The organism is Chitinibacter sp. SCUT-21 (assembly GCA_041874755.1).
GTDB lineage: Bacteria > Pseudomonadota > Gammaproteobacteria > Burkholderiales > Chitinibacteraceae > Chitinibacter.
Genome location: CP102611.1, coordinates 1,032,163 through 1,053,585, shown reverse-complemented (window position 1 = coordinate 1,053,585; position 21,423 = coordinate 1,032,163). Strand labels below are relative to the sequence as shown.

The following is a 21,423-nucleotide window of genomic DNA, read 5'->3' as shown; positions in this document are numbered from 1 at the left end:
TGTGCCAAACGCGCAAAAAATGGCGAACAGACGCCTTGTAATAATAGAAATTTTCTATTCTTCATCGCACGCCAACCACGTAACGTAATATTATTCGGAACAATTTGCGAATCCAGTGTGGCCAAGCATCTCCGCGTTTTTGCCAATGTTGCAATTCAGCTAAAGCCTGTTCTGCCGAGATCATTTGTCGTGATGCTCGATCAAAATAGCTTGGGTATACCAATAGCGAACAAGCAAATAGCTCTCTAGAGGACAATACCCTTGTCCTACGGGAGATGGTCAATTGATCTTGTGTCAAACCCCAACCCGCATAGAATGGTGCGCCATAACAAACCACCCGCTTGCCGCGCAACAAAGCCTCAAAGCCAGTTAACGAAGTCAACACATGCACTTCATCCACCAAAGGTAACAAAGCACCCATCGCCACATCAACCAAGATCTCATCACAATACTGTGCGGCAGTTTCTTCATCTGCCCCTTGCGCACGTAAACCTGCTACGACATCTGGGTGTGGTTTATAGATTAGCCATGCATGTGGATTGGCCAAACGTACGGCGCGCAATAAATCAATATTGCGTCGCAAACCTGTTGCACCAAATGCGAGTGATGCATCTGACTCGACTTGACCGGGCACTAAAATTACACAGCTGGCAGTACTCGGGCGAGTCCATTTCGCTATACCTACATTATATTTAGTAAGCCCTGTCGCTAAAATCTGCGCCTGTAAGCGATCTGCACGTTGCAACAAATCTGCATCAAACTCAAACTCGTTCAACAATTGCTCTAAATCCGAAGTCTGTTGAGAGTTGTAGTAAATCCCTTGGCGATCTAACACCCAAGAAAGAGGACGAATCAAATCCGCGCCTAACCCGACCGAACGCAAAAAGCCATCTTCAACGCGGATTAATGATGCAAGTCGTGGTTGGCAGGCGCTTACATCGCGCATTCCCCACACCACCAGCGTTGCCGCCGACGGAACCGCCGATTCATCGCTGACAAAACACACACGCTGCCCAGGAAAGCATGCTCGCAACGTTCGCCGTTTCCAATATGAAAACCCTAACGCATAGACAACAGATTTAGAGGCCAATACTCACTCCTCACCCATATTAAGACGCCCCAAAAACTCATCAACCACCGCAAAATGAATAGCCCACGTTGGTGGTTGAAAATTTGCCAAGCGCGCCAATTGAGCCAAGCGTGCTGGATGAGTGCTTACGCTATATTGCTCAATCAAGGTCATCCAGCCCAAACCATCTAGAGGATTGAGGTACTCAGGAATATCACCAGCGATCTCGCGAAACGCAGGTAAATCGCTACATAACACGGGCAAATTTTGACTAAATGCCTCAACGATGGGCATGCCAAATCCTTCCGCAAACGAAGGGAACAGCAATGCTTGACCATGTTTTAAATATGATGCTAGCTCTGTATCCGAACAACGCCTAATCTCCAGCACATGCGAGCGCAACACATCACAGCGTTCCAGCAAATCCAATGCATTCTCACATTCCCATCCTCTTTGCCCAATGATGACCAGTTTTGGCGCATTAGTGCCTAAGCGCTCCACCAATTGCCGCCAAAGCTGCAAAATTAAAGCATGGTTTTTACGCGCTTCAATGGTCCCAAGCATTACGAAATAAGGTTCTGACAGAGGCCGCTGTGAATTCGGTATAGGCAAATCAGCAGAGGCCAGCCAGGCAATGGTGGTTGGTGGTAATGTGAAGCCATGCTTGGATGCAAAGCTTTGTAGCTCATTGCGGGTGGCTGAAGAATTAACAATCACTGCGCAGCCGCACTCTAAAACTGTTTGCATACGAGCTTGGTGCCGCGTGCTTTCACCAGGGCGACAATATTCAGGGTGCGTGATTGGAATTAAGTCATGTACAAAAAAAACACCATTTTTTGTTGCTGCAAGCTTGCTGCGAAGCTTGGACTGTTCCAATCCGCTATGGCTAGTATTCAAATACAGATAGTTGGGATCGGTCCACCAAGCATGACCCCATCGTAGATAAGCCTGTGCGATCAACAGTTTGACTCGCCAGTTGAAATTGGATGGCGTGGTTAAAACCAAGTCGAATAGCAGGGTGCTCGCCGCTTTATCCAGCAATAAAAATCTACCTGCAAAACGGATACAAGCTTGAGCTTGCCCCGCATAATGCCGAACAAACTCAAGATTTACTCGATCGACGCCGGTAGGCAATCGACCCTGCATGAGGCGACCAAGCAAACGAGTTAAATCAATAACGTAGGTAGTCAAAGTAAAACCTACTTACCCAATTGATTGGTCAGAGTAATAATTGGATAAACAGCAGACATCACCACGTTTAAGAATTTTTGCAACTCGGCGGCTGGCGCATTGGATACAAACATCACATCACGATTTTTAATAGGGAAGGACTGTGCAACGATAAATGATGCTGGATTTTTCAAATCTACGCGGTAAACAACCGGAATTTTACCTTCCACTTGCTTGGCATCTTTAAACGGAGTGCCAGCAAGTGCTTCAGGCTCTTCTAAGCGAAAAAGGAAAACGCCCTGTGCATCGGCACGGTTATCCGACAGGCCACCAGCTCTTGCAATTGCTTGTGATAAAGAGATACCACGTGCTTCAAAATTAATTTCGTCATTACGCCCTGTGGCCCCTAGCACGCTAAAGCTCTGAGATTGGTAGAGCGCATTAATTACATCACCAGCTTTTAACGTGATATTTTGTTTTGGGTCTTGAATAATAGTATCTAGGGGCAGCGTATACACACGCTCTCCGCGTGTTAATTGAATGGACATTTTCCCAACGGATTGACGAACGCCGCCAACTGCCGCTAGGGCATCTAGGACCCGTTCACTTTGTGCCGTGAGCGGTACACGAGCGCTAGTGCCGACATCACCAACGACTGTAACATTCGAACTAACGTTTCGAGTTATACGTGCCAATACCTGGGGCTGATTAGCTTTCCCTTTTAAACGCTGCTCTATACTTTGTTGAATATTCTGAATCGTTTTGCCTGCAACCAGAATTGAGCCTGCAAACGGAACGATAATCTGACCATCAGCATTCACGACTAGGTCTGGAAAACTAACTCTCCCCCCCGATGCGGTTAAACCGCTTGTTGTTGTCGCACTTCCAAATAATACGGCGGGTGGGGCTTCTAAAATAGTAATCTCAAGTACATCTCCGAAACCTACCAGCATTTCCCGACGGGCCTCTGCTGGAAAAATAGTAGACCACAATTCGCGTTGTTCATTCGCTAACACGCTTTGTGCAACTTGTGGATCGATATCAACAATCACCATCGGTAGTGGATTTTGATTGCTTGCCACTGAAGATTCTAATCCGGATTTTCCAGGGCCTGATGAGGGCAGGCGATCAGGCATTGCAGCACAGCCACTTAATAAAAGTATCATCAAAATAAGCAATGAATTAAGTTGGCTTTTGAACTGCGTAAAACTAGAAAAAGAAGACATTCCAACCTCAAAATCTAAACCAAATTAAATATAAGCCAGCATCAGCAATGGCGAATATTGCAGATCATACGGTACGCATCTTACACTGAGTGATCTAGGATCAATTAGCAGATTTCATAATGCAATACTTTAAAGCACAATTGACGAGCATCATCAGATGTAGAATCGACTAACTGAGGGACGAAGTGGCAGCTGCATAAGACATCAATGTGTGCATCGGTAAGAGGTGCTGCTGGTAGGGGAATGAGAATTTTAAATGGCCCCAAGAAGGGGATCGCCTGCTTTCTCTCTCGCCCCCAGCTTGTAGTGAGTGCAATTGAAAATTGTGGTCCATGCGCAAACAAGTTTAGGCAGCTAAGGCTTAACCAACGCGCTCCTCTTGACCATTTCCCAAGGCGGATTTGAAATTGCGGCCCAACCCAAGCATCTGGAAAAACTTCAACATAACAGTCTGGCTGTGCTAAGCGCAGGCGAGAATCTTGCTGTAATGAGTGTTTAAAATCTGAAACTGCGGCCTCCCCAAGCTCCTCTTTCAGTGAGTCTGCAAGCCTAGCTACATGATCCGCCACAGAGGGTGGAGAAGCGCCGAATGGGAAGCGAGATAATAGCTCATCGGTGAGCGTAGCTAACCAAGTAATTGGTGCTTGACCCAAGTGCCTTGCAATAACTCGAATTCCATCCACCGCCACCTGCTCCCTAAGTCGGACTGTAATGCAATCATCATGCAGACGGGACAGTGCCAAACACTGTGGAATAAAGCCAATTTGATCTGGGAATGCTGAAAAAATACGCAGCCAGTACTCAAAATCAAAAGCAGTAGCAATCGTTTCATCCAGCAAGCCGACCCGATCGAACACCTCCCGCCGCAAAAATACGGTTGGCTGGCAAATAAAGCACCCAGCTCTAAACGCATCTATACCAATGGAAGGCGGTAAAGTAGGATAGCGATCAATTACCTGACCAAACGCGTCAATATGGTTTGCCTCGCCGTATAGCATTTGCCAATCAGGATGCTGAGCAAAAGCGGCTAGCACCGCTTCGACAGTTCCCGGTGTATACAAATCATCGGAATTAAGCCAGCCAATGATGTCGTCTTGAGCAAGGCGCAAAGCCTTATTAATCGCACTAGCAGGGCCTTGATCAGGCTCTGAAACAAATATCAAACGCGAGCCAAACTCAGCCTGTAAGCGCTTCAAAATAGCAACCGTACCATCGCGCGAGCCGCCATCGGCTACAAACAAGCTACCAACCGGCTGCGATAAAACACTACGAACCGAGTATTCAATAAATTGAGCTTGATTGTAAGAGGGCATCACAAAGCAAACAGATTTTAATGACAAATTAACACCAGACCATATTTTTGAGAGAATTAAAAAAATGATATTTTCAAAAAGATCAATCTAAACAACCAAACCACCTAAGTGCTGTAATTGTCAATATATAAGAATATGTTGTGGATGTTAAAAATAGGCAATAGCATCAGTTTAGTGACACAGATCTGGGGCTCTTTGGTAAGACTGTTAGCGGGATGAGTATAACGATAATCGGTAATGACTTATTAAATCGCATAATAATATCCGCGGCTTCAATACGTCGGCACCATTTTTAAGCAGCAAGATCGCTTGTGCCATATCAAAACCTAGCCATGTTTTTAGGTGATATTGCGAGTATAAAACCATCGTATGAAGTAGTTCCGTGTTCAAAGCATGACGAAACTAAAATGTTGTAACCAAAATATTCTAATTTTTTTATGCAAGAATAATGTAATTCTTGGCTATGTGTCGACAAAAAAACCCAATCAATAATCTGCGATCTTAAAGAAATCTCTGCCCCATCAAGCATATCAAGCTCGAAGCCTTGAATGTCAGAGTGCAATATATCAAGTCGTGTAATGGCTTTGCTTGTAATGAAATTATCGACTGAGAAATCTGACTTTGACACAAAAGCATTGATGAAAAACCCGTCGAAATTATTAAGCTCGAAATTAAACTTGCCGACCTTAATATTCTGCTCATCAGGTTCGACCATAAAACATGTCGCCATTGGGTTTGTCTTTTTTAACCACATTGAATAATGAGCCCAATAAGCGCCAAGCTCGAGCATTATTGGTCTTTCTGATAGCAGCTTTAAAACTTCTTGAAAGCAATACTCTTCGAGTGGCTCATGGACACCCGAGTTGATAATTAAAATGTCGCTGAATGAATCATAGTAACTAAAATCACCCCTTAATTTAACCTTGAGGCCGTTGTGCAAAAAAACAAAATCTCCGAATTGAAGGCCTGCTCGAGGATGTCTGTTGATATAGGCATTCAATGGATCTGATACAATATCTCTAAATCGACCAAGAAAATCTGATGCACTAGCCTTTGCAATTGAAACTCGTCTACAACTAAGACTGACATTTTTTAAAAAATCGAAGTTTTTATTGGTCATAAGAAATTGTGGAGTTAGATGGTTTTGATTTTATATTGAATGTGGCCAAGCCTGTAAAAAGTGCACAGTGCACCAGAAATAATTGGCTGGGTAATCCAAGCTCAGCTTGGATGTGTTCTTGCATTCTATAATCGCAAAGAGTTATGTACATTTAAGTTGTTGGTTTGGCAATAATCTTTCCAATTCTCAAACTCCGTCCAGTAATTTAGGAACAAAAAATCTAGACCGGCATTTGATGATGCAACATGATCGTAACGGCTATCACCAAGGAAAATAGCAGGCATTTGTATATTGTTATTAGCTATTTCGCGTTCAAGTATAAGGTCTTTGCTATCAGGGCTGCCAAAAACGCCCCCGTCAAAAAAATCGATGAGCTTGCGTGCAGCAAAAACCTCACGCAATTCTTGTTGATCACCGCCGGAAACAATAAGCCAGTTAGCGTTGCACGTTTTTTCTCTTAATTCTGATAGCCCTTCGGCAATGTCACAAGTAAACAAGCCACTTTTTACAAATTGCGCATAGGACTCAAGCAGTTGATTAAGCTCGGCTTCTTCGTCGGAGACAACCTCCTGAATAAACCATTCAAATTTTTTATAGCGAGAAATACCACCATTTAATACATGATGCGATACTAACTTTTGCGCAGCTTTTTCTCCAAAAGGTAAAGCAGCCTTATAAAAAGCTTCCGTCTTTACTTTATTTGAATCGAGTACTACACCGTCACAGTCAAAAATTAAAGTTTTGTAATTTGCAATGTTCATATTCTGGCCAATCCATTGCTTGCAATAGCCTCCGCAATGAGAAAATCCTCAGGCCAGTCAATGTCGTAAGCAGTTATTTTATCAATGGAGTGGAGAAATGGATTGTTGCCAATTCGATCATTTATATTTTTATAATTGATCGAACTATTTAAAAAAACCCCGCTATTGATCTCATGAACCGGAGAAATTGTCTGGGTTCTTGGCCATTTCTCTATGTCGCGGTTATAGTTTATTGGCCCATTTTGAGACCATAAAAAACCATGAATTAAAGTGGTAGTCATGAGGGAGTCATAACCAATATCTAGGCACTTCCTGTAGCTGGATATGATTTCAGAGTAGACTTCGGCATTGATAAAAGGTGATGTCACATGAGTCCACAAAATATGTCCATCAGGAATTAAATCAACAGCATGAGAAACAAGTTCGTCCGTACTTGTTGAGCTACTACACAATGCGTCAACTCTTTTATGAACCCGTAATCGCGGGTTATTAATAGTAGAAGCAAAATATAATATATCTTCGTCGTTTGTTGATAAAACAACTTCATCAATCGCATTGCAATCTAGTAATTGTTGTATCTTTATTTGAACTAAGCCATTTTCAACTCCGGCAAATGGCTTTATGTTTTTTCTTGGAACTCGTTCACTGCCTTTTCTGCAAGGCAAAAATGCACGTATAGTCATACTAACTCCTAAATAGTTAATCCATAAACGCTTTTAGTGGGGAGCTCGTAGCATGTTGGTGTGATTGATACAAGTTGAATAGAGCCATGGTTAGCTGCATATAATTTCAGTAACGAATTCATTTCCGTATTACGTGGATCATTAGCCCCATATCCATCAAATCCTGCCATCAATATATTCGTTGCACCACCAGCAGTAATTGCTGCAAGTGCATAACAAATAACTAATGATGTTGGTAAAATACTAGCGTTTTCACCAAATTCGAAAACATTTTCTTTCACCGCAAGGCCATAATCAAAAATTTTCTTACCATGCAAACCGTCTAGTACATCTGGTGGGAGCATTGTTGCGGGAGTAATAAGGGGTTGTGGTAATTGGCGGTGTGCATCGCAGTCAGCAAGTAAGCGGATTGGATGGCATGCAATACGTACATCAATAAGCGATTGCTCGACCGCTGATTGAGTGTTCAATGCAACAACCACGAATTTATTTGTTTTAATAAGATTTTCCAGTGCAGCTCTGTGCTCTGCAACACCAGGGCCTGTACCTAGTAACAGAACACTCATGTCTTCAAAAATTTCTTTTGGGCTCCAACTACCACGCGGGTTCCCGCGATAAAAATGCCGTGTTGCGTCAAGAGTATTGAAACTAAAGTTCTTGCCCCCCTCAAGCCTAAGATGATTAATTGCAGCAAGAATATCTTCTTCGCTATAGCGTGAGTCCCCCAGCATTTCCTGAATGTAGGTAGGATGGATTCCGTACTTCCCTGACAGATAGTAGTATGGATTAGAGCCCCAGCCGCATTTATTTTTTAGCGGTTGAAAATAGCCCCTAATAACACTCATTAATGGGACCATATTAATATTTTGCTGACGCATGTCCGCTACTTCAATAACCAGCTCCTCAGTGCGTGCATTGCCAGGGCCACGCCCCATACCCGTAACGGTTGCATCCAACCAGGTTACGCCATCTTTGATCGCTTGTAATGTATTGGATAGTGCCAGCCCCATGTTATCGTGGGTATGTATTCCCATCGCTCCTTGCCAGTGTTTACGTAACCAGCTAATAATTTGCGACGTTTGTGCAGGATTCATGCTGCCCATGCTGTCAGCAAAATAAAGAGCATCTATTGGGAATTTACTTGCTTCAAGTGAGAGAGACTCGACTTCTTCTTGTGAGCGATCTGCTACCTGCATTAAATTAAAACCAACAATATAGCCTCGTGCCTTTAACCAATTGCATGCAGGTAATGCCTTAACAAATTCATGTACATGACAAGCAATTCGTACCACATCTACCGGTGAAGTTTCGGCGTGCTCTGGGAATAATTTTTCTAGTACGGTTTCAAGTGGAGTGCTAGCAATCAACTCCGCTGCATTGATCATTACCGCGACTTTCAAATTGGTAGGAATAGTAAGGGATTGAATATAGCTGTCCGTGGTATATGCATTTGCACCATTAAAACCTTTGTTGATCAAAGAGCGTAAACCTAGCTCAACAATATCTACACCTGCTGCTTGCATTGCTTCCAGGTATTGGTTAGTTACATCAAGTGGAAAATTCCATTTGTTATAATAACCCCCATCACGAAGGGTGCAGTCTAAAATAATCATCATGGTCTCACTTTTGGTTTATTAATTTTAATTAAATCTGCTTTCAATAATCTTAGGGTCAAGATTTTCAAATCCTAACCGCCTTAAACATAAGTAAATGTTTAGATAAAGACTGTCCCTCATAAGATCATTCTTGGGGAGTAATTTGAAATAAATAACCAACGACTTCAAATAAAGTCCATTGCGGAAACACTCATTTGCAAACCCAAGTGACACCTCTTCATCCAATAAAATGCTTTCTATATCAATTAAATCCTGGGTATAACCAAAAAATGAGTCATTTTGGTTTTTAATTTCTTTGGCGCATGAAATTAAATCATTGAGTTTTCTAACGCAGCCTTGGGAGTTTAAAAAAACATTTGCAAAGTTACGGGCGCGAATAGCCATGGTTTTCGCTTGAGCTGACCCCGCTAAAAGATCATTTAATTTTGATTTTATTAAAGACTCTACTCTTTTGTTAACAACCAATGCAAGTCCATAGTTTTCTAGAAAGCTAATAGTTGCTATAGAGCTTGGGCCGAAAGCTATTACTGGAACACCTGAAGCCAAACACTCCGGCATCTTATTTGCCATTGAAAGCGCAACGTATTTTTCAGTTTTCTTATCAAAGTTGTAGGCTATTAGCAGACAGTTAGATGTATTGATGAGTTCATGATACTTGCACTCATCCACTAACTTTTGAATAATGCAGCTAGAAAACTTACCAATATGCATTGACAGCTTTTCTAAATACCAAGGCATTGTGTAAATTTCAAAAATAACTTTATTTTTAAGTTCTATATCATTCTCAATTGCAAATGCAAAATCCACTAATGATTGAAAATTCATGTCATCAGCAGCACCCCCCATGTACCTGATAATGAATTTCTTATTTTGCCCCGCCTTTTCCTGGCTTGTAATTCGCGTTGATGGGTCTGCTCCATTTGCTAAAATATGCCAGTGACCGCCATATCTGAATTTATAGCTATCAGCCATCTTTTTAGAAATTGCTATTTTTATATCAGAAAGCCTAATGAGTTTTAATATGTCTTTTTCCCATGATCTAAAATCAAGGCTCACTCCATCTTGATACCTCAAGACCCAATCATCCATAAAATGTGATATCAAAGGTATATCGAACTTTTTTTTAATTGCAAAAGTAGTACTAAATAATTTAGTAGAGTCAATAGGGCGGCAATAAATTACATCAGGTGAGAACTCTCGAACAAAATCAATGATTTCATCTTCAGTAGAAAACTCCTTAAAATTATTGCTTTTTATCTTAGTTAACCCAACAACCCCTGAGATAGCTGAGTCGTCAAATTTCACACATATTTGTGCCACGTTAGCTTCATTTAGGGCAGAGAAGAATAAATTTTTAATTTGTCCTGTTGCAGATTGATGGCCGATGTGCGTAGGGTCAATAATCAGAATTCTAGATTTAGAAATATCCTTCCTTTTGCTATTATTTTGAAGTGGGTTGCCTAAATTAACAGAGTGGACGAAATTATCTAATTCAATATAGGGAAAAACATTCTTCTGATATAGCTTTGACTTTACGTTCGAGTTGTAGATTTTAACTGGCCAACAAAACTTCATGGCATCTTTTTTTAAAATGGCAAAAACATCAAAATGTAAATCACCAAGATTTGCAGGGTTTGGGACATTAAAAGCATCCCCAGTATCTTGATATCCATCAAAAAAATAATTAGGGTTGTTGTCGATTTTTTTAGTTACTTTTAATGTGATGCCAGATTCGTTAATGATGCCATCATTAATTTCTTTGTACTCTAAATCAACTCCAATAATAGTTATTTCTTTGTAGCCAAGGAAACAACCAAATCTAACGGCGTTAGAGCCTGTTGTAATTTTTCCTGGTGTTGACGACTTAAAAAAAACATTATCAATCAAATTTAATTCATATTTTTTTGCTGCTGTATGATGGTTCTCATTGAATTGCTCTAAAAAATATATTTGCGAGTTGTTCTTCAATTCTGGGTAGAAATCAAGCATGAATCGCGTTAGAAAGAAATGCTTAATTTTACCAGCATCAATCAGTCGTTTAATATTTGTGTGATGCGTCTGAGTAACTTTGTCATCCATACAAACGTAAATAGTTGGATACCAATCGATTTGGTCCCAATATCTATATGCTGCATTCATGCCAAGAGTATCAACATTGTTCAACTTGCAAAAATCAAATCCCTTAAGCGATGGGCCATTTCCTATGATCACTAATTTAGACACTGTAGCTCTCCATCTGATATTCTTTATTCGACGAAATATTAATATTTACTACATTCAATTCTATTTCTTTATTTCGTGATGAGACATAGTTAACTTTGTGTTTTTTGCATAGTTGGCTTGTTTCTGGCGAAGTTTCAAGCATTTCTTGGACATATTTATCCCAAAATGCTTGCGATGCTTGTCCATCTCTTATATTAAAAAAACCCATTGGATATGAGCATTGAAATAATTCATATTTTTTAGCCAAATTTACCCATAAGTGAAAGTCTCCTGCATATTTATACTTTACTAAAGTTGAAGCTGAATGTGTACTACGCCAAGCTGCATATCGCCAAGCAGTTCCCTCCTGCTGGACAAAAAACCAATTTTTTCCATTACACAAGCCGGAGCTTACAAGCTCTGTCGAATAATACCGATCTAATGTAGTCATGGTGCCATTTTTTTGAATAATTGCAGGCTTTCCAGTAATCCAGAATATTGATTTTTGCATTTTATGTAATGTGTACGAGAATAAACCAGACAGCTGATCGTCTGAGTTAATCCATGCCATCCAGTCATTATCTTCAGGACGGAACTTATCAAAGCCTTTAACAATTGCTTCGTACATACCGCCATCATTTTCGCTGCAAAAGGAAAAGCTAATCCCACGATTTCTAAATCGCATTTTCCATGCTTCAAGTATCGCAATTGTGGAGTCTTGAGAACCTCCATCCTGAACGTGGTAATGGATACTTTCAGGATGAAATTGGTTAAGTACACTTGCTAAAGTTTGTTCAATAGTTTTTTCAGAATTAAATGATGGAGTTACTAAAAAAATTTTCATCGTGTCGACTTTAATTTACGGTACCGTTTAAAATTTATCATGTGTGCGAGCTTGTCTGCGAAGTCTTGTTCTTTTTAGGTAGTCACCTACAAAGTACTCCGATTAGTTATACGTGAGTACTTATATGTTATTCTTCAACAAGTAATCATTCTTGCCCATCTCGCACCTTGATTTGCGTATACCAATCATCCCATTTAGCTTCCGTTCTTTGATAGCCATAATTCGTAAGTAATTCGAAGATCATCTCGCGTTGTTGCGTAAAATTATGCTCAACAGTTATATTTCTTACATCCCATTTATCAAATGGAAAACTGGCTAAGATTTCATACTCACTACCTTCAGTATCAATACTTAAGTAGTCAATTGTCGTTGGCGCGCTCTTTTCAAGTAAGAAATCATGGAGTGAAATTGTTACTAGCTTTCTACTCTGACCATTCCTTTTGTAGGCATTGCGACGATCTTTATGCCCATCATTTTCGGCATGTTTTTCCATGCCACCAAATACATCGGCAAAAATAAACTCCACTTCTTCACCAGTTGTTGCACCAATGCATGCATTACTTTTAATGCAGGATCTATTTTTCTCTAGCGCGGCATAGAATATTGGATTGGGTTCCGCACAGATACCCTTCCAATCAAATTCTTTCTCTAATAAAAAACTATTGCTCAATAACACTCCATCTGTTGCACCAAATTCTACAAAAAAACCCTCTCTTTTATAGTTGGTCTGTTTTAGGACCCAAAGATCCTGACCTAGCTGCGATAAAGATCTGTTTTTAAGTCTTTCTTCTATAGTTAAGTCAGATTTTTCATTTTCTCGGTAATTGGTAGATTGGTAGAGTTGTGATCTTTGCACTGCCAGGCTTAACTCATGGTGTAGTAGGCTAATTTCAGACTTAATAATTTCATAAATTGCGGGCGTATGATCTGATTCACTATTTGTCGAATTTAATAACTTTTCATTTAGTTTGATTGCCTGTGGTAGCAATCCTAAGCTTCGCATTTCATTGCTTGCTCTTTGATGAGGCCAGTTGTGATTGTTAACATGCGCAACAGCGAACTGGGTTGCTTCTTTAAATAGTAAGGCTGCTTGCTCATCTTTTGATTGTAGGCTACGAATTTTAGCTAAAGAGTTTTTTACACCTAGGAGTAGAAAATTTGTTACAACTTGAGTGTTAATTCCATGCTTCTTTGCAAAATTTATGTAGCGGTGCGCTTGATTAAAATTACTTTTATGTATAAAAGCACTCGCAAAGACTAATAAATCCTCTGTTCTGACTTTATCTATATCACTTAGGCTTATTGCATTTGCTTCTTTAATTAATGATTCCCAATCGCCCTTGCCCCATAATTCTAAAAACCTGCTGGTATGATTACTCATTAGCAATACCTTTCGTAAATTAATTTTTAGTCTGCAAACAATGTTGGGTGCTTAATTCACTACTGCTGAATTGATGAAATCAATCTGCTCAGTAATGCTTGTTAGCTCCATGTCAATCAAGTTGCTTCTAAAATTAACCTCAATGATAAATCGCTCTTTTTCTTCTAGGCTTGACTTTAGCTTTTCAATTGTTGTTTTTAATGCGTCAATTTCTATAATTTTTTTCTCAACTGAGTTTTCTAGCTCATGTTTTTTTGATTTGCACTCATCAAAGATATTTCTTTGGACGTATTTATGCTCTATATTTTTTTCTAATTCAAGTAGTGAGTTTTTTTGTTTGTTTAATTGATGTTGCAAATCCACTTCGATGGTATGGTGTTTCGCACGCAATTGCTCTGCTAAGTCCAATTCATCCTGTAATTGTTTCTGTAGCGACGCCTTGCTAAGTTCTAAGGCCGCTAATGATTTCCGCTGAGCTTCAAGCTGCTCTTGCAATGCGATATTCGCTGCGCTTAATTGGATTATGTGTTCCTGCTCATGTGCTAAGCGCGCGGCTTGATCTCGGATGTAAAGTACCATCCCAACCTTAGGGTTGCGCTCTAACCAAACAGCTTGTGGAAACAGACTGTGCTTGGCTAAATGGCTATCTATGGCTGATTTATCGGCGCTTGGCATGCAGCCTTCCAGCTGCGTTCGTATTACTAATACGTCGCACTGTTGTAGTGTTTCTTGAGCGCCTTCAAGCAAGGGCAGAGCTGGTAGGCAAGCCAGTACTAGCCAATTGATTTCAGCATTCGCTTCTTGGATGAATGTATCAAGTAATTGCTGTGGCAGATGCCGCTCTTCACGACAACTGAGATTGCGCCAAATTTTTGACCATGATTCAGCTGGTAGTAGGCCACTTTCTGCAGGGTTGCTGGCTATGTAGAAACTAGTTTCAGCGGTCTTATCGCCAAGTAAGAGTGCATGGCTTTCCCAGCCAATATGGGGATCGGTGATTTTCTTTAAGGCTGGCAGGCTTGATTCATCAGCATCAATCAAAAACAGCCGTTCAACATCCCAATCAGTATAAGGAATACTGCTTGAGCCATTGCCTGCCCCTACATGCAACAAGCCTCTGGGTGGCATTAATGTGCGTAATGCTTCTAGCCAATTTGCCTGTGTTAATTGAGTCACCATATGTGCTTCCAGAAAAATTGATTTATTTAAGCAATACGCGTAATGCGTACAGAGCGTAGTCGAATCGCAAGTTGGCGATTGTCATCCGAGCCATGATCAGCAGGGGATATGAGCGCAGGATAGCCCAAGGTTAATTCCCAGATGTCTCGTGGTGAAATATTTTGGGTATCGAATTCGGCTTTAATGAGCGTCGGGTAGCCCTCGTATTCTTGCTGTGTAACGAGAGCTGAGCCATTCAATGCCATGGTAACCCCGGCGGCTATTTCTGGTGACATTGCATCGACGATAAATAGTTCTAAGCTATAGCGACCACCTTGTAGCGGGGGGATGCGAATCAAGCTGGTATCGTTCGGTCCAGCCCAACGACCATCCGCTTCCGCGTCATACCAATTAGTGCCATCAAATTCACGGCGTAGGTCGACGACAAAGTCGGTGGGTTGGTAATGACGCCAGAATGTTGCTGCGTATTTTTCATGGCTTTCAGGAATCAGGCTTTCTTGACCCGTGAGTTCACGATACTTCAAATAGTAATTTTCTAGCTCTTCTTGTACTTGGTGTAACTGAAGTAGTAATAATTCATTCTCTTCTGATAGCTCTTGTTTTTCCTGTTTTAGTGTTTTGAGTTCAGTTTCATCGAGCTGTAGCGTAGAGCGATTCTTTGTTTCTGTTTCTAACCGCTCTACCTCTTTGCTTAACTGATCCCTGCTGGTTTGTAGTGCTAGGAGCTTGGCGTTGCTATCTGATAGTAATTGCTGCAGCTTGGTGCACTCTGCGTGCTGAGATTTTTCTAATTGCGCCAGCTGTTCGTTTAGTTTTTCTTTGGCTAAGAAAGCTTTTTCTAGCTCTTCTTGGACACTGTGTAGTTGAATGAGTAGCGTCTCATTTTCGGCATGCAGTTGATCAACTTCTGTCGTTAGCGTTTGTTGCAATGAGGCATGTTCTTCTGCTTTGATTGCAATTTGCTCATTGATTGCATGTAGCTGTTCTTCAAGCAGCCCCTTGGCTAACAAGGTTTTTTTTTGCTCTTCCTGCAGGCTAAGAAGCTGATCGAGTATTATCTTGTTCTTGTTGGTAATCTGCTCAATTTCAGTTGTCAGAGCTTGATGCGCTATAGCGTGTTGCTCAGTGGCTGATTGTAACTGAGTCTCGAGCTGTTTTTTGCGATCAACAAGGTCTAAATGTAGTTTCTTCTCTGTTAAATTCTGGATGTATTCACGTGTAGCTATTTTAATTTCTGGGTTTCCAATAGATACTCCATCTAGGTGTATATTGGCAGAGTTTTCGAGTTCACAATAAAGTAGGTGCGCATCGGTTTGGTTTTCGCAATACGCCTGATACAAATTCGCTGCCAAGATACTAATGTCTGCAGTATTGACGGCAAAGTTATCCGGCAGTGTGTTGAGTTGAATGCCCCAGGCTGTTTCGATTTCTTGCAATAGACTTTGTGGTTCTCTTGCAATAGCCAAGCCGTTGACGAGAATGCATCGACTTGCGTGGCGATGATAAAACTGCAGCAATTCATTGTTACTGTCATGCCAGTCTTTTAGTATTCCAGCAATGGCAGTTTGGTTTAGCTCTTGGGTGACTAGTTGTTGGCTGAGTGCTAATGATGGCGGTGTATATACCAATACAAAGCGAATTTGCGGATCGAACTCGTGCCAGAAATTCAATAGACCGATTGCTCGTCCTTCGTCCCAGCCCCATTGCGGTGTATCCATATTGCCTAGGAATAAATCCACGCCTAGGTCTTGCCACATTCGACCTGGCTGTATTTGGCCAGCAGATGAAAGTCCTGCATGGTTTAGTTGGTATGCATTTGCGATTTTTTGGTGCAGCTCTGATGTACTAAGCTGCTCACGACGCGATACTTTTGCTTTTTCAATGCCCGCTTTACTGAGCACTTGCTGCGCCCATTGGTGTCCACCATGCGGATGCCCACAGCTAATCACAACATTCATTGCAAAACTCCCCTTTAATATTTAGCTTAGCGATTGGCTTGTGCCTGACGAATCATGGAGAAAAACGACTGCCATTTCGGCAGGATATGCTTAGGTGTGTATCGTTCCGATACACTTTTACCTGCTAAACGCAATCGATTGCGAATATCTTCACCTGCAGGGCTTAGCGTGTTTTGGATGATTTCTGCTGCATTTTCTGTAGAGTAGGGGTCGAAGTATTCTGATGCGCTGCCATAAATTTCCCGATGTACTGGAATGTCTGAAGAAATCACAATGCCGCCGCTGCGCATGGCTTCAACACCTGAGTAATCAAAGCCTTCCGCGAGGCTAGGGCAAATAGTCGCCGCTGCGTGTTTGTATAAAACGCGGAGCTCAGCAGAGGGTACATTGTTTAAATAAAACAGATCGCCACGTTGAGCCCATGGTTTAAAGGCATTCAGAATGGGTTGATGATCCCAGCCCATTGATCCCACGATGACAAGTTTTAATTTTGGCATTGTGGTGTATTTCAAGCGCTCCCAGGCGCTCATCAACAGCAGATGGTTCTTGCGTGGTTCAAGTGTTGAGACCATTAGCAAATATTCGAATGCAGGGGCAGATTTGCTATCGGAGAAGTCGATGCCGCTCAATTCGGTTTTAAATTCATCCACACCCGCAATACGATTTCGGATGATTTGATTGACTAGATTTCGATGTGAGTTCTCTTCAAAATATTCATCCGATACCATGTTATGAATCACAATGGTGCGCGGCTCTGCTTCTGGGAATATTTTTAATAAATCACTGCGCGTGGCTTCCGAGATGCAAGAGAACCAGGCACCTTGTTTAATATTGTTTTGCAACGCATGGAAATGGGTGGCCTGATGGAAGGCTTTGTCGCTAATTGTGTGTGGCATTAACACTGGCACGGCATCATGATAACGCACAACGAGTTGCGTGCCTTTGGATACACGACCGGGATAGGGGGTTTGTGCTAAAAGCACATTGTAGTCAGTGGTGTTGATTTTCAGATAACTAGGGTTGTTGCCATACTTTAATCCAGCCAATCCAACTTTATGCAGCGCAACCCGTGATGGCCGGAGTATGCGATAGCGGGTCTGCGTGACTAGGCCTTTATCGATGGGACGTAGTGTTTTATTAAAAAAAGTGCGCCAGATGAAGTCATCAAATAGATCGGTTTCAAATACGCCCGGCTGAACTTCTAGCCCCGCTATGGCACGAAGTCGCAAAATGGAGAGCGAAAAATATCGTTCGATATGATCACGAATATTGTCGATTAAAGAACTATAAGGCTTTTCATAGAGTGAAATAACTGCACGTGATAAGCGATTTACTCTTGCTGCTTGCTTTAACTTTTTAGATTTAATGTGCACCGCTGGACGTAATTTACGAGAGCCATGCTGAATAAGGCCTTCGACAGCATAATCTTCAATTGAACGTAGTCCACGGAACAACAGACGAGTTTCTTGTGGTATACCTGCGTAACCATCCAAGGCTGGCTTTAAGTCCACTAATATATTCATGCTTTTAGTTGTTTTGTTCATAGTACTCATACGCTTGGTCTACGTCCTTATATTGGGTAATCATCCCATCTTTCATTACATAGAAGGTGTCGCAGTGATCACGAATAGCCTCAGGAATGTGTGAAACGATAATTAAGCTTCGATCTTTACGTTTTTCAAAAAGTTCATAATGACATTTGTCATGAAATCGACTATCGCCAACGGCCATTACTTCATCAATTAAATAGCAATCAAACTCAACAGCCATTGACAAAGCAAAGGCTAAGCGAGCCCTCATTCCCGCCGAGTAACGTTTGACTGGTTCACGAAAATAAGTACCAAGCTCACTAAATTCTTCTACAAAAGGGATCGCAGCCTGAATATCTGCTTCATAAATCCGACAAATAAATTTCAAGTTGTCCAGACCTGTCAGGCTACCTTGGAATCCGCCCGCAAATGCTAAAGGCCACGAAACCTTCATGTTGCGAGTGATTGAGCCAGAGGTTGGGTTTTCCGCCCCGCCAATGATTCTCAATAACGTGGATTTACCACTACCATTCCGACCTAATATACCTATTTTTTGCCCACGCTCAATCGTTAGATTGATGTTGCGCAAAATTGTTCTTTGACCATTCCGTGTTTCATATTTTTTTTCTAAGTTGTTAATTTTTATCATTCTTCACCTAGACTATTTTTGAAACGAGTAAGTAGGGCTAAGCCAATAAATAGCATGACAAAATTAATTAAAGCAAAATAACTTGCATCATAATGTGCATTAACCAATGGCCCAAAGTAACCTTCTCGCAGCATTTCTGTGCCATGGACCATAGGTATCAATAACATCCACTGTGCTGCACTATGTGGAAGCCATTCAACCATAAAAAAAGCCCCTGATAGAGGAAATGCTAAGTAGGTTAACAAGCCCCAGGTTCTACCAAAGGTTTCAGATACTTCTGTCATTACCCCTACAATCAAACCGAGGCTAAATGCGAACCAACAGAATAACAGCCAACCCCAAATCATGGTTAATATATCACTAGGGATCTTCATTAGGCCTAGTGATATAAAAATAACAGACAAGCCAATCAGGGCTATTGTTGCACCTGCGATTTCTAATAGCACACGAGTTATGAAAAGATCTAATACTGTAACATTACGGTGAAATAATAGAGAAATATTAGGTTCAATTGCTTTGGCACACCGAGTGGAGGCGTTGCGCCATAGCAACACGGTAGAATACCCTGTTAATGCAAATGGAATAATGGGTAGGGATAACCCATGCGCTCCCCGCGTGAAATACCAAAGGATTGAGATCCCGGCAGTAAATAACATAGGCTCAAAAAAAAGCCACATAAATCCAAGATTATTCCGCCCATAGCGCGTAATTACCTCCCGCATTAATAAAGCGGAGATCACTGTGCATTGAATGCTGAATGATCTTTTTAAAAATAATACCTTGTCTATCAATCTTTATGCTCCCTAACTCCCGCTAGCAGCATACTCAGTACTCCCCACAAGATTAAACCTATAATAAATGTTGCTAAAACGCCTCTAAAGCGTTTGGGTTGTGTGGCGACATCTGGTAAATGAGGTTCGGCAATTCGCTCAATATACAAACTTTGCCTTAGTGAATCAGCTCTTGCTTGTTCTAGGAAAGTCATGGCGGCAGCTAGGCGACGTTCTGCAAAAGCTTGGTCTAGGCTCAGCTTTTGAAACTCTGCTGCTTCTGATGATAAAGAAGTCCCTTTACCGGTGATTTTCTCTTTTTCTAGTGCAATAATATTTTGTAAAGAAGATATTCTATTTTTTACACTTGGTATTTGTGGGTTGTTCGGTGTTAGATCTTGTAGTTGTGCAAGTTGAACTTGATTTTTGATTAACTCCTCGGTCAGTGCTGTTATTTGCTTTAATTGACCTGCAGACTGCTGATAAGGATCAAATACACCAGATTGATTACGGTATTTTGAGAGACTGATCGCGGCTTTTTTGGTTTCTTCTTCTGCTTCATTAACAATTTTGGATGCAAATGCTAGTGAGTCTTCGCGTGCACGCAGATTGAGTCGGTTAATTAGATCTTCACTCATTTTTAGGAGTTTTATATTAATCTCTTGCGCAAGCTTAGGCTCGTATGCACTTACTTTCAGAGTTGTGATTCCCGTGACAAGATCAAACTCAACGTTTGCTTTTTTTAAGAAGAACAAGTGGAAATCTTCAAAGTTGTTATCCCATAAAATACCAGGGAATCGACCAATAAAATCAATGGATTGGCTGCCGTATTTTTCTTTTAAGTTGAATGTCTTCTCCAGTTCACGGAGTGCATCACGTGAGCTAATGAAGTCGTGAACTGGATATGTTTCGTCACCCGCGCGTCCTATGCCGTTGGACTGCAAAATTGCGTTTAAACTACTTGGGCTTTGCTTTTGTTGTGAACGTACGACGAAGCTTGATTCTGAGGTAAATACATCTGAAGCAATGATCCCAAAATAAATCGTGGCGATGAAAGTAGGAATCGCAACTGTGCCAATAAATAATTTGTCTTTGAAAAAAGTCATTGTCTTTCCGCGTGTTGATCACTACCGTTTAGTTGTGACTCAATTTTGTTCTTAAGTTTTTCTGCGAATCTCATTAAAGGAGCCCCGTCAATTACATCGTGGTTGGCCGTTAATGCGAACTTTAAATAATAATCATCGTGTTCTTCGCTGGAGGATGTGCCTCTTCTTTTCTCTACTCCACCAATCGATAACGTTATTGTCAGTGGTGATATTGGTATTACTAGCATGCCATTTTGAGAGTGCATCCCCATAGACGTGACCCCCGCAGTCCCAATTAATTGTTTACTTGTATAGGGATCATACTTTATCCAAAGCCAAATTAATTTACGACACCACCTGGGCCAGGTCATAAACCACATTTCAAGCGATGTTAGTGGGCCGCCATTCCCAATCGGTGCATTTCTTGCTTTATTGAGTTCATGTTGTAGCTCGCTTAAATTCTTTTTTTCGCAGTCTCGGATAATATAATGCAGTGGTTGTAAAGATCCATCTGCTAGCTCTCTCTCAACCATGCAGGCCAGATCAACATTCTGGAAAATGACTCTTTGCCTCCTCCCTTTCAGATAGGCATGCATTTCAGGATGCTCATTTAGGATTTGGCTGAATATTTGAATTATTTGGCAGGTTAATGACGCATCTTGCGATTTTTGAGATGACAAATGTTCTTTGTGTTTAATCCTACCTATTTTGGCCTCTCCCAGCAGATGAATGGAGTTCTTTTTTTTACCTTCTTCTAGAATGTCAAAAATATAATTCCTCTCAGGACAAATAGTAATTTCTACCGCCTTGTCCTGAGGTTTCCATAATTGTGCCCAGAGTAGCTGTAAGTTATCGAAGATGCTCATGT

General features: G+C 41.2%; 18 protein-coding genes. All 18 read right to left on the bottom strand.

What is annotated here, in order from left to right; all coding sequences use genetic code 11:
* Positions 1-61: 61 nt before the first annotated feature.
* The 18 genes from NT239_04845 to NT239_04760 all read right to left on the bottom strand — a co-directional run bounded on the left by NT239_04845 (position 62) and on the right by NT239_04760 (position 21,421).
* On the bottom strand, positions 62-1,006 hold the full coding sequence (locus NT239_04845; protein XGA72175.1) for a hypothetical protein: 945 nt from the start codon (positions 1,004-1,006) through the stop codon (positions 62-64).
* Between the two features lie 87 nt (positions 1,007-1,093).
* Positions 1,094-2,110 carry a glycosyltransferase family 4 protein gene (locus tag NT239_04840; protein XGA72174.1) on the bottom strand — a complete coding sequence of 339 codons (1,017 nt, stop codon included), beginning with the start codon at positions 2,108-2,110 and terminating at the stop codon, positions 1,094-1,096.
* A 158-nt stretch (positions 2,111-2,268) separates the two neighbouring features.
* Positions 2,269-3,465, bottom strand: coding sequence for a polysaccharide export protein (locus tag NT239_04835; GenBank protein ID XGA72173.1), 1,197 nt, complete (start codon positions 3,463-3,465; stop codon positions 2,269-2,271).
* Positions 3,466-3,569: 104 nt separating this feature from the next.
* Entirely contained in the window at positions 3,570-4,778 is a 1,209-nt protein-coding gene (locus NT239_04830; protein ID XGA72172.1) for a glycosyltransferase, read from the bottom strand.
* Between the two features lie 319 nt (positions 4,779-5,097).
* Positions 5,098-5,898: an FkbM family methyltransferase gene (locus NT239_04825; protein ID XGA72171.1), complete on the bottom strand. Its 801-nt coding sequence runs from the start codon at positions 5,896-5,898 to the stop codon at positions 5,098-5,100.
* Between the two features lie 125 nt (positions 5,899-6,023).
* Positions 6,024-6,659, bottom strand: coding sequence for an HAD hydrolase-like protein (locus tag NT239_04820; GenBank protein ID XGA72170.1), 636 nt, complete (start codon positions 6,657-6,659; stop codon positions 6,024-6,026).
* Positions 6,656-7,342 (bottom strand): acylneuraminate cytidylyltransferase family protein, encoded by a 687-nt coding sequence (locus tag NT239_04815; protein ID XGA72169.1) that lies wholly within the window; start codon positions 7,340-7,342, stop codon positions 6,656-6,658. Before NT239_04815 ends, NT239_04820 begins: the two co-directional genes overlap by 4 nt.
* 8 nt (positions 7,343-7,350) lie before the next feature.
* On the bottom strand, positions 7,351-8,958 hold the full coding sequence (locus tag NT239_04810; GenBank protein XGA72168.1) for an aldolase catalytic domain-containing protein: 1,608 nt from the start codon (positions 8,956-8,958) through the stop codon (positions 7,351-7,353).
* Between the two features lie 24 nt (positions 8,959-8,982).
* Entirely contained in the window at positions 8,983-11,181 is a 2,199-nt protein-coding gene (locus tag NT239_04805; GenBank protein ID XGA72167.1) for a hypothetical protein, read from the bottom strand.
* Positions 11,174-12,004, bottom strand: a complete 831-nt coding sequence (locus tag NT239_04800; GenBank protein XGA72166.1) for a glycosyltransferase — start codon at positions 12,002-12,004, stop codon at positions 11,174-11,176. Before NT239_04800 ends, NT239_04805 begins: the two co-directional genes overlap by 8 nt.
* A gap of 145 nt (positions 12,005-12,149) precedes the next feature.
* Positions 12,150-13,385 (bottom strand): FkbM family methyltransferase, encoded by a 1,236-nt coding sequence (locus NT239_04795; GenBank protein XGA72165.1) that lies wholly within the window; start codon positions 13,383-13,385, stop codon positions 12,150-12,152.
* Positions 13,386-13,436: 51 nt separating this feature from the next.
* A complete protein-coding gene (locus tag NT239_04790) occupies positions 13,437-14,564 on the bottom strand; it encodes a hypothetical protein (protein XGA72164.1) in 1,128 nt (375 codons plus the stop codon).
* A 26-nt stretch (positions 14,565-14,590) separates the two neighbouring features.
* Positions 14,591-16,282, bottom strand: a complete 1,692-nt coding sequence (locus tag NT239_04785; GenBank protein ID XGA72163.1) for a hypothetical protein — start codon at positions 16,280-16,282, stop codon at positions 14,591-14,593.
* 266 nt (positions 16,283-16,548) lie between these two features.
* A complete protein-coding gene (locus NT239_04780; protein ID XGA72162.1) occupies positions 16,549-18,066 on the bottom strand; it encodes a glycosyltransferase family 4 protein in 1,518 nt (505 codons plus the stop codon).
* Positions 18,050-18,700, bottom strand: a complete 651-nt coding sequence (locus NT239_04775) for an ABC transporter ATP-binding protein (GenBank protein ID XGA72161.1) — start codon at positions 18,698-18,700, stop codon at positions 18,050-18,052. Before NT239_04775 ends, NT239_04780 begins: the two co-directional genes overlap by 17 nt.
* Positions 18,697-19,491 carry an ABC transporter permease gene (locus NT239_04770; protein XGA72160.1) on the bottom strand — a complete coding sequence of 265 codons (795 nt, stop codon included), beginning with the start codon at positions 19,489-19,491 and terminating at the stop codon, positions 18,697-18,699. The genes NT239_04775 and NT239_04770 overlap by 4 nt, the downstream gene beginning before the upstream one ends.
* Positions 19,488-20,576, bottom strand: coding sequence for a capsule biosynthesis protein (locus NT239_04765; protein ID XGA72159.1), 1,089 nt, complete (start codon positions 20,574-20,576; stop codon positions 19,488-19,490). Before NT239_04765 ends, NT239_04770 begins: the two co-directional genes overlap by 4 nt.
* Entirely contained in the window at positions 20,573-21,421 is an 849-nt protein-coding gene (locus tag NT239_04760; protein XGA72158.1) for a hypothetical protein, read from the bottom strand. The genes NT239_04765 and NT239_04760 overlap by 4 nt, the downstream gene beginning before the upstream one ends.
* Positions 21,422-21,423 lie beyond the last annotated feature (2 nt).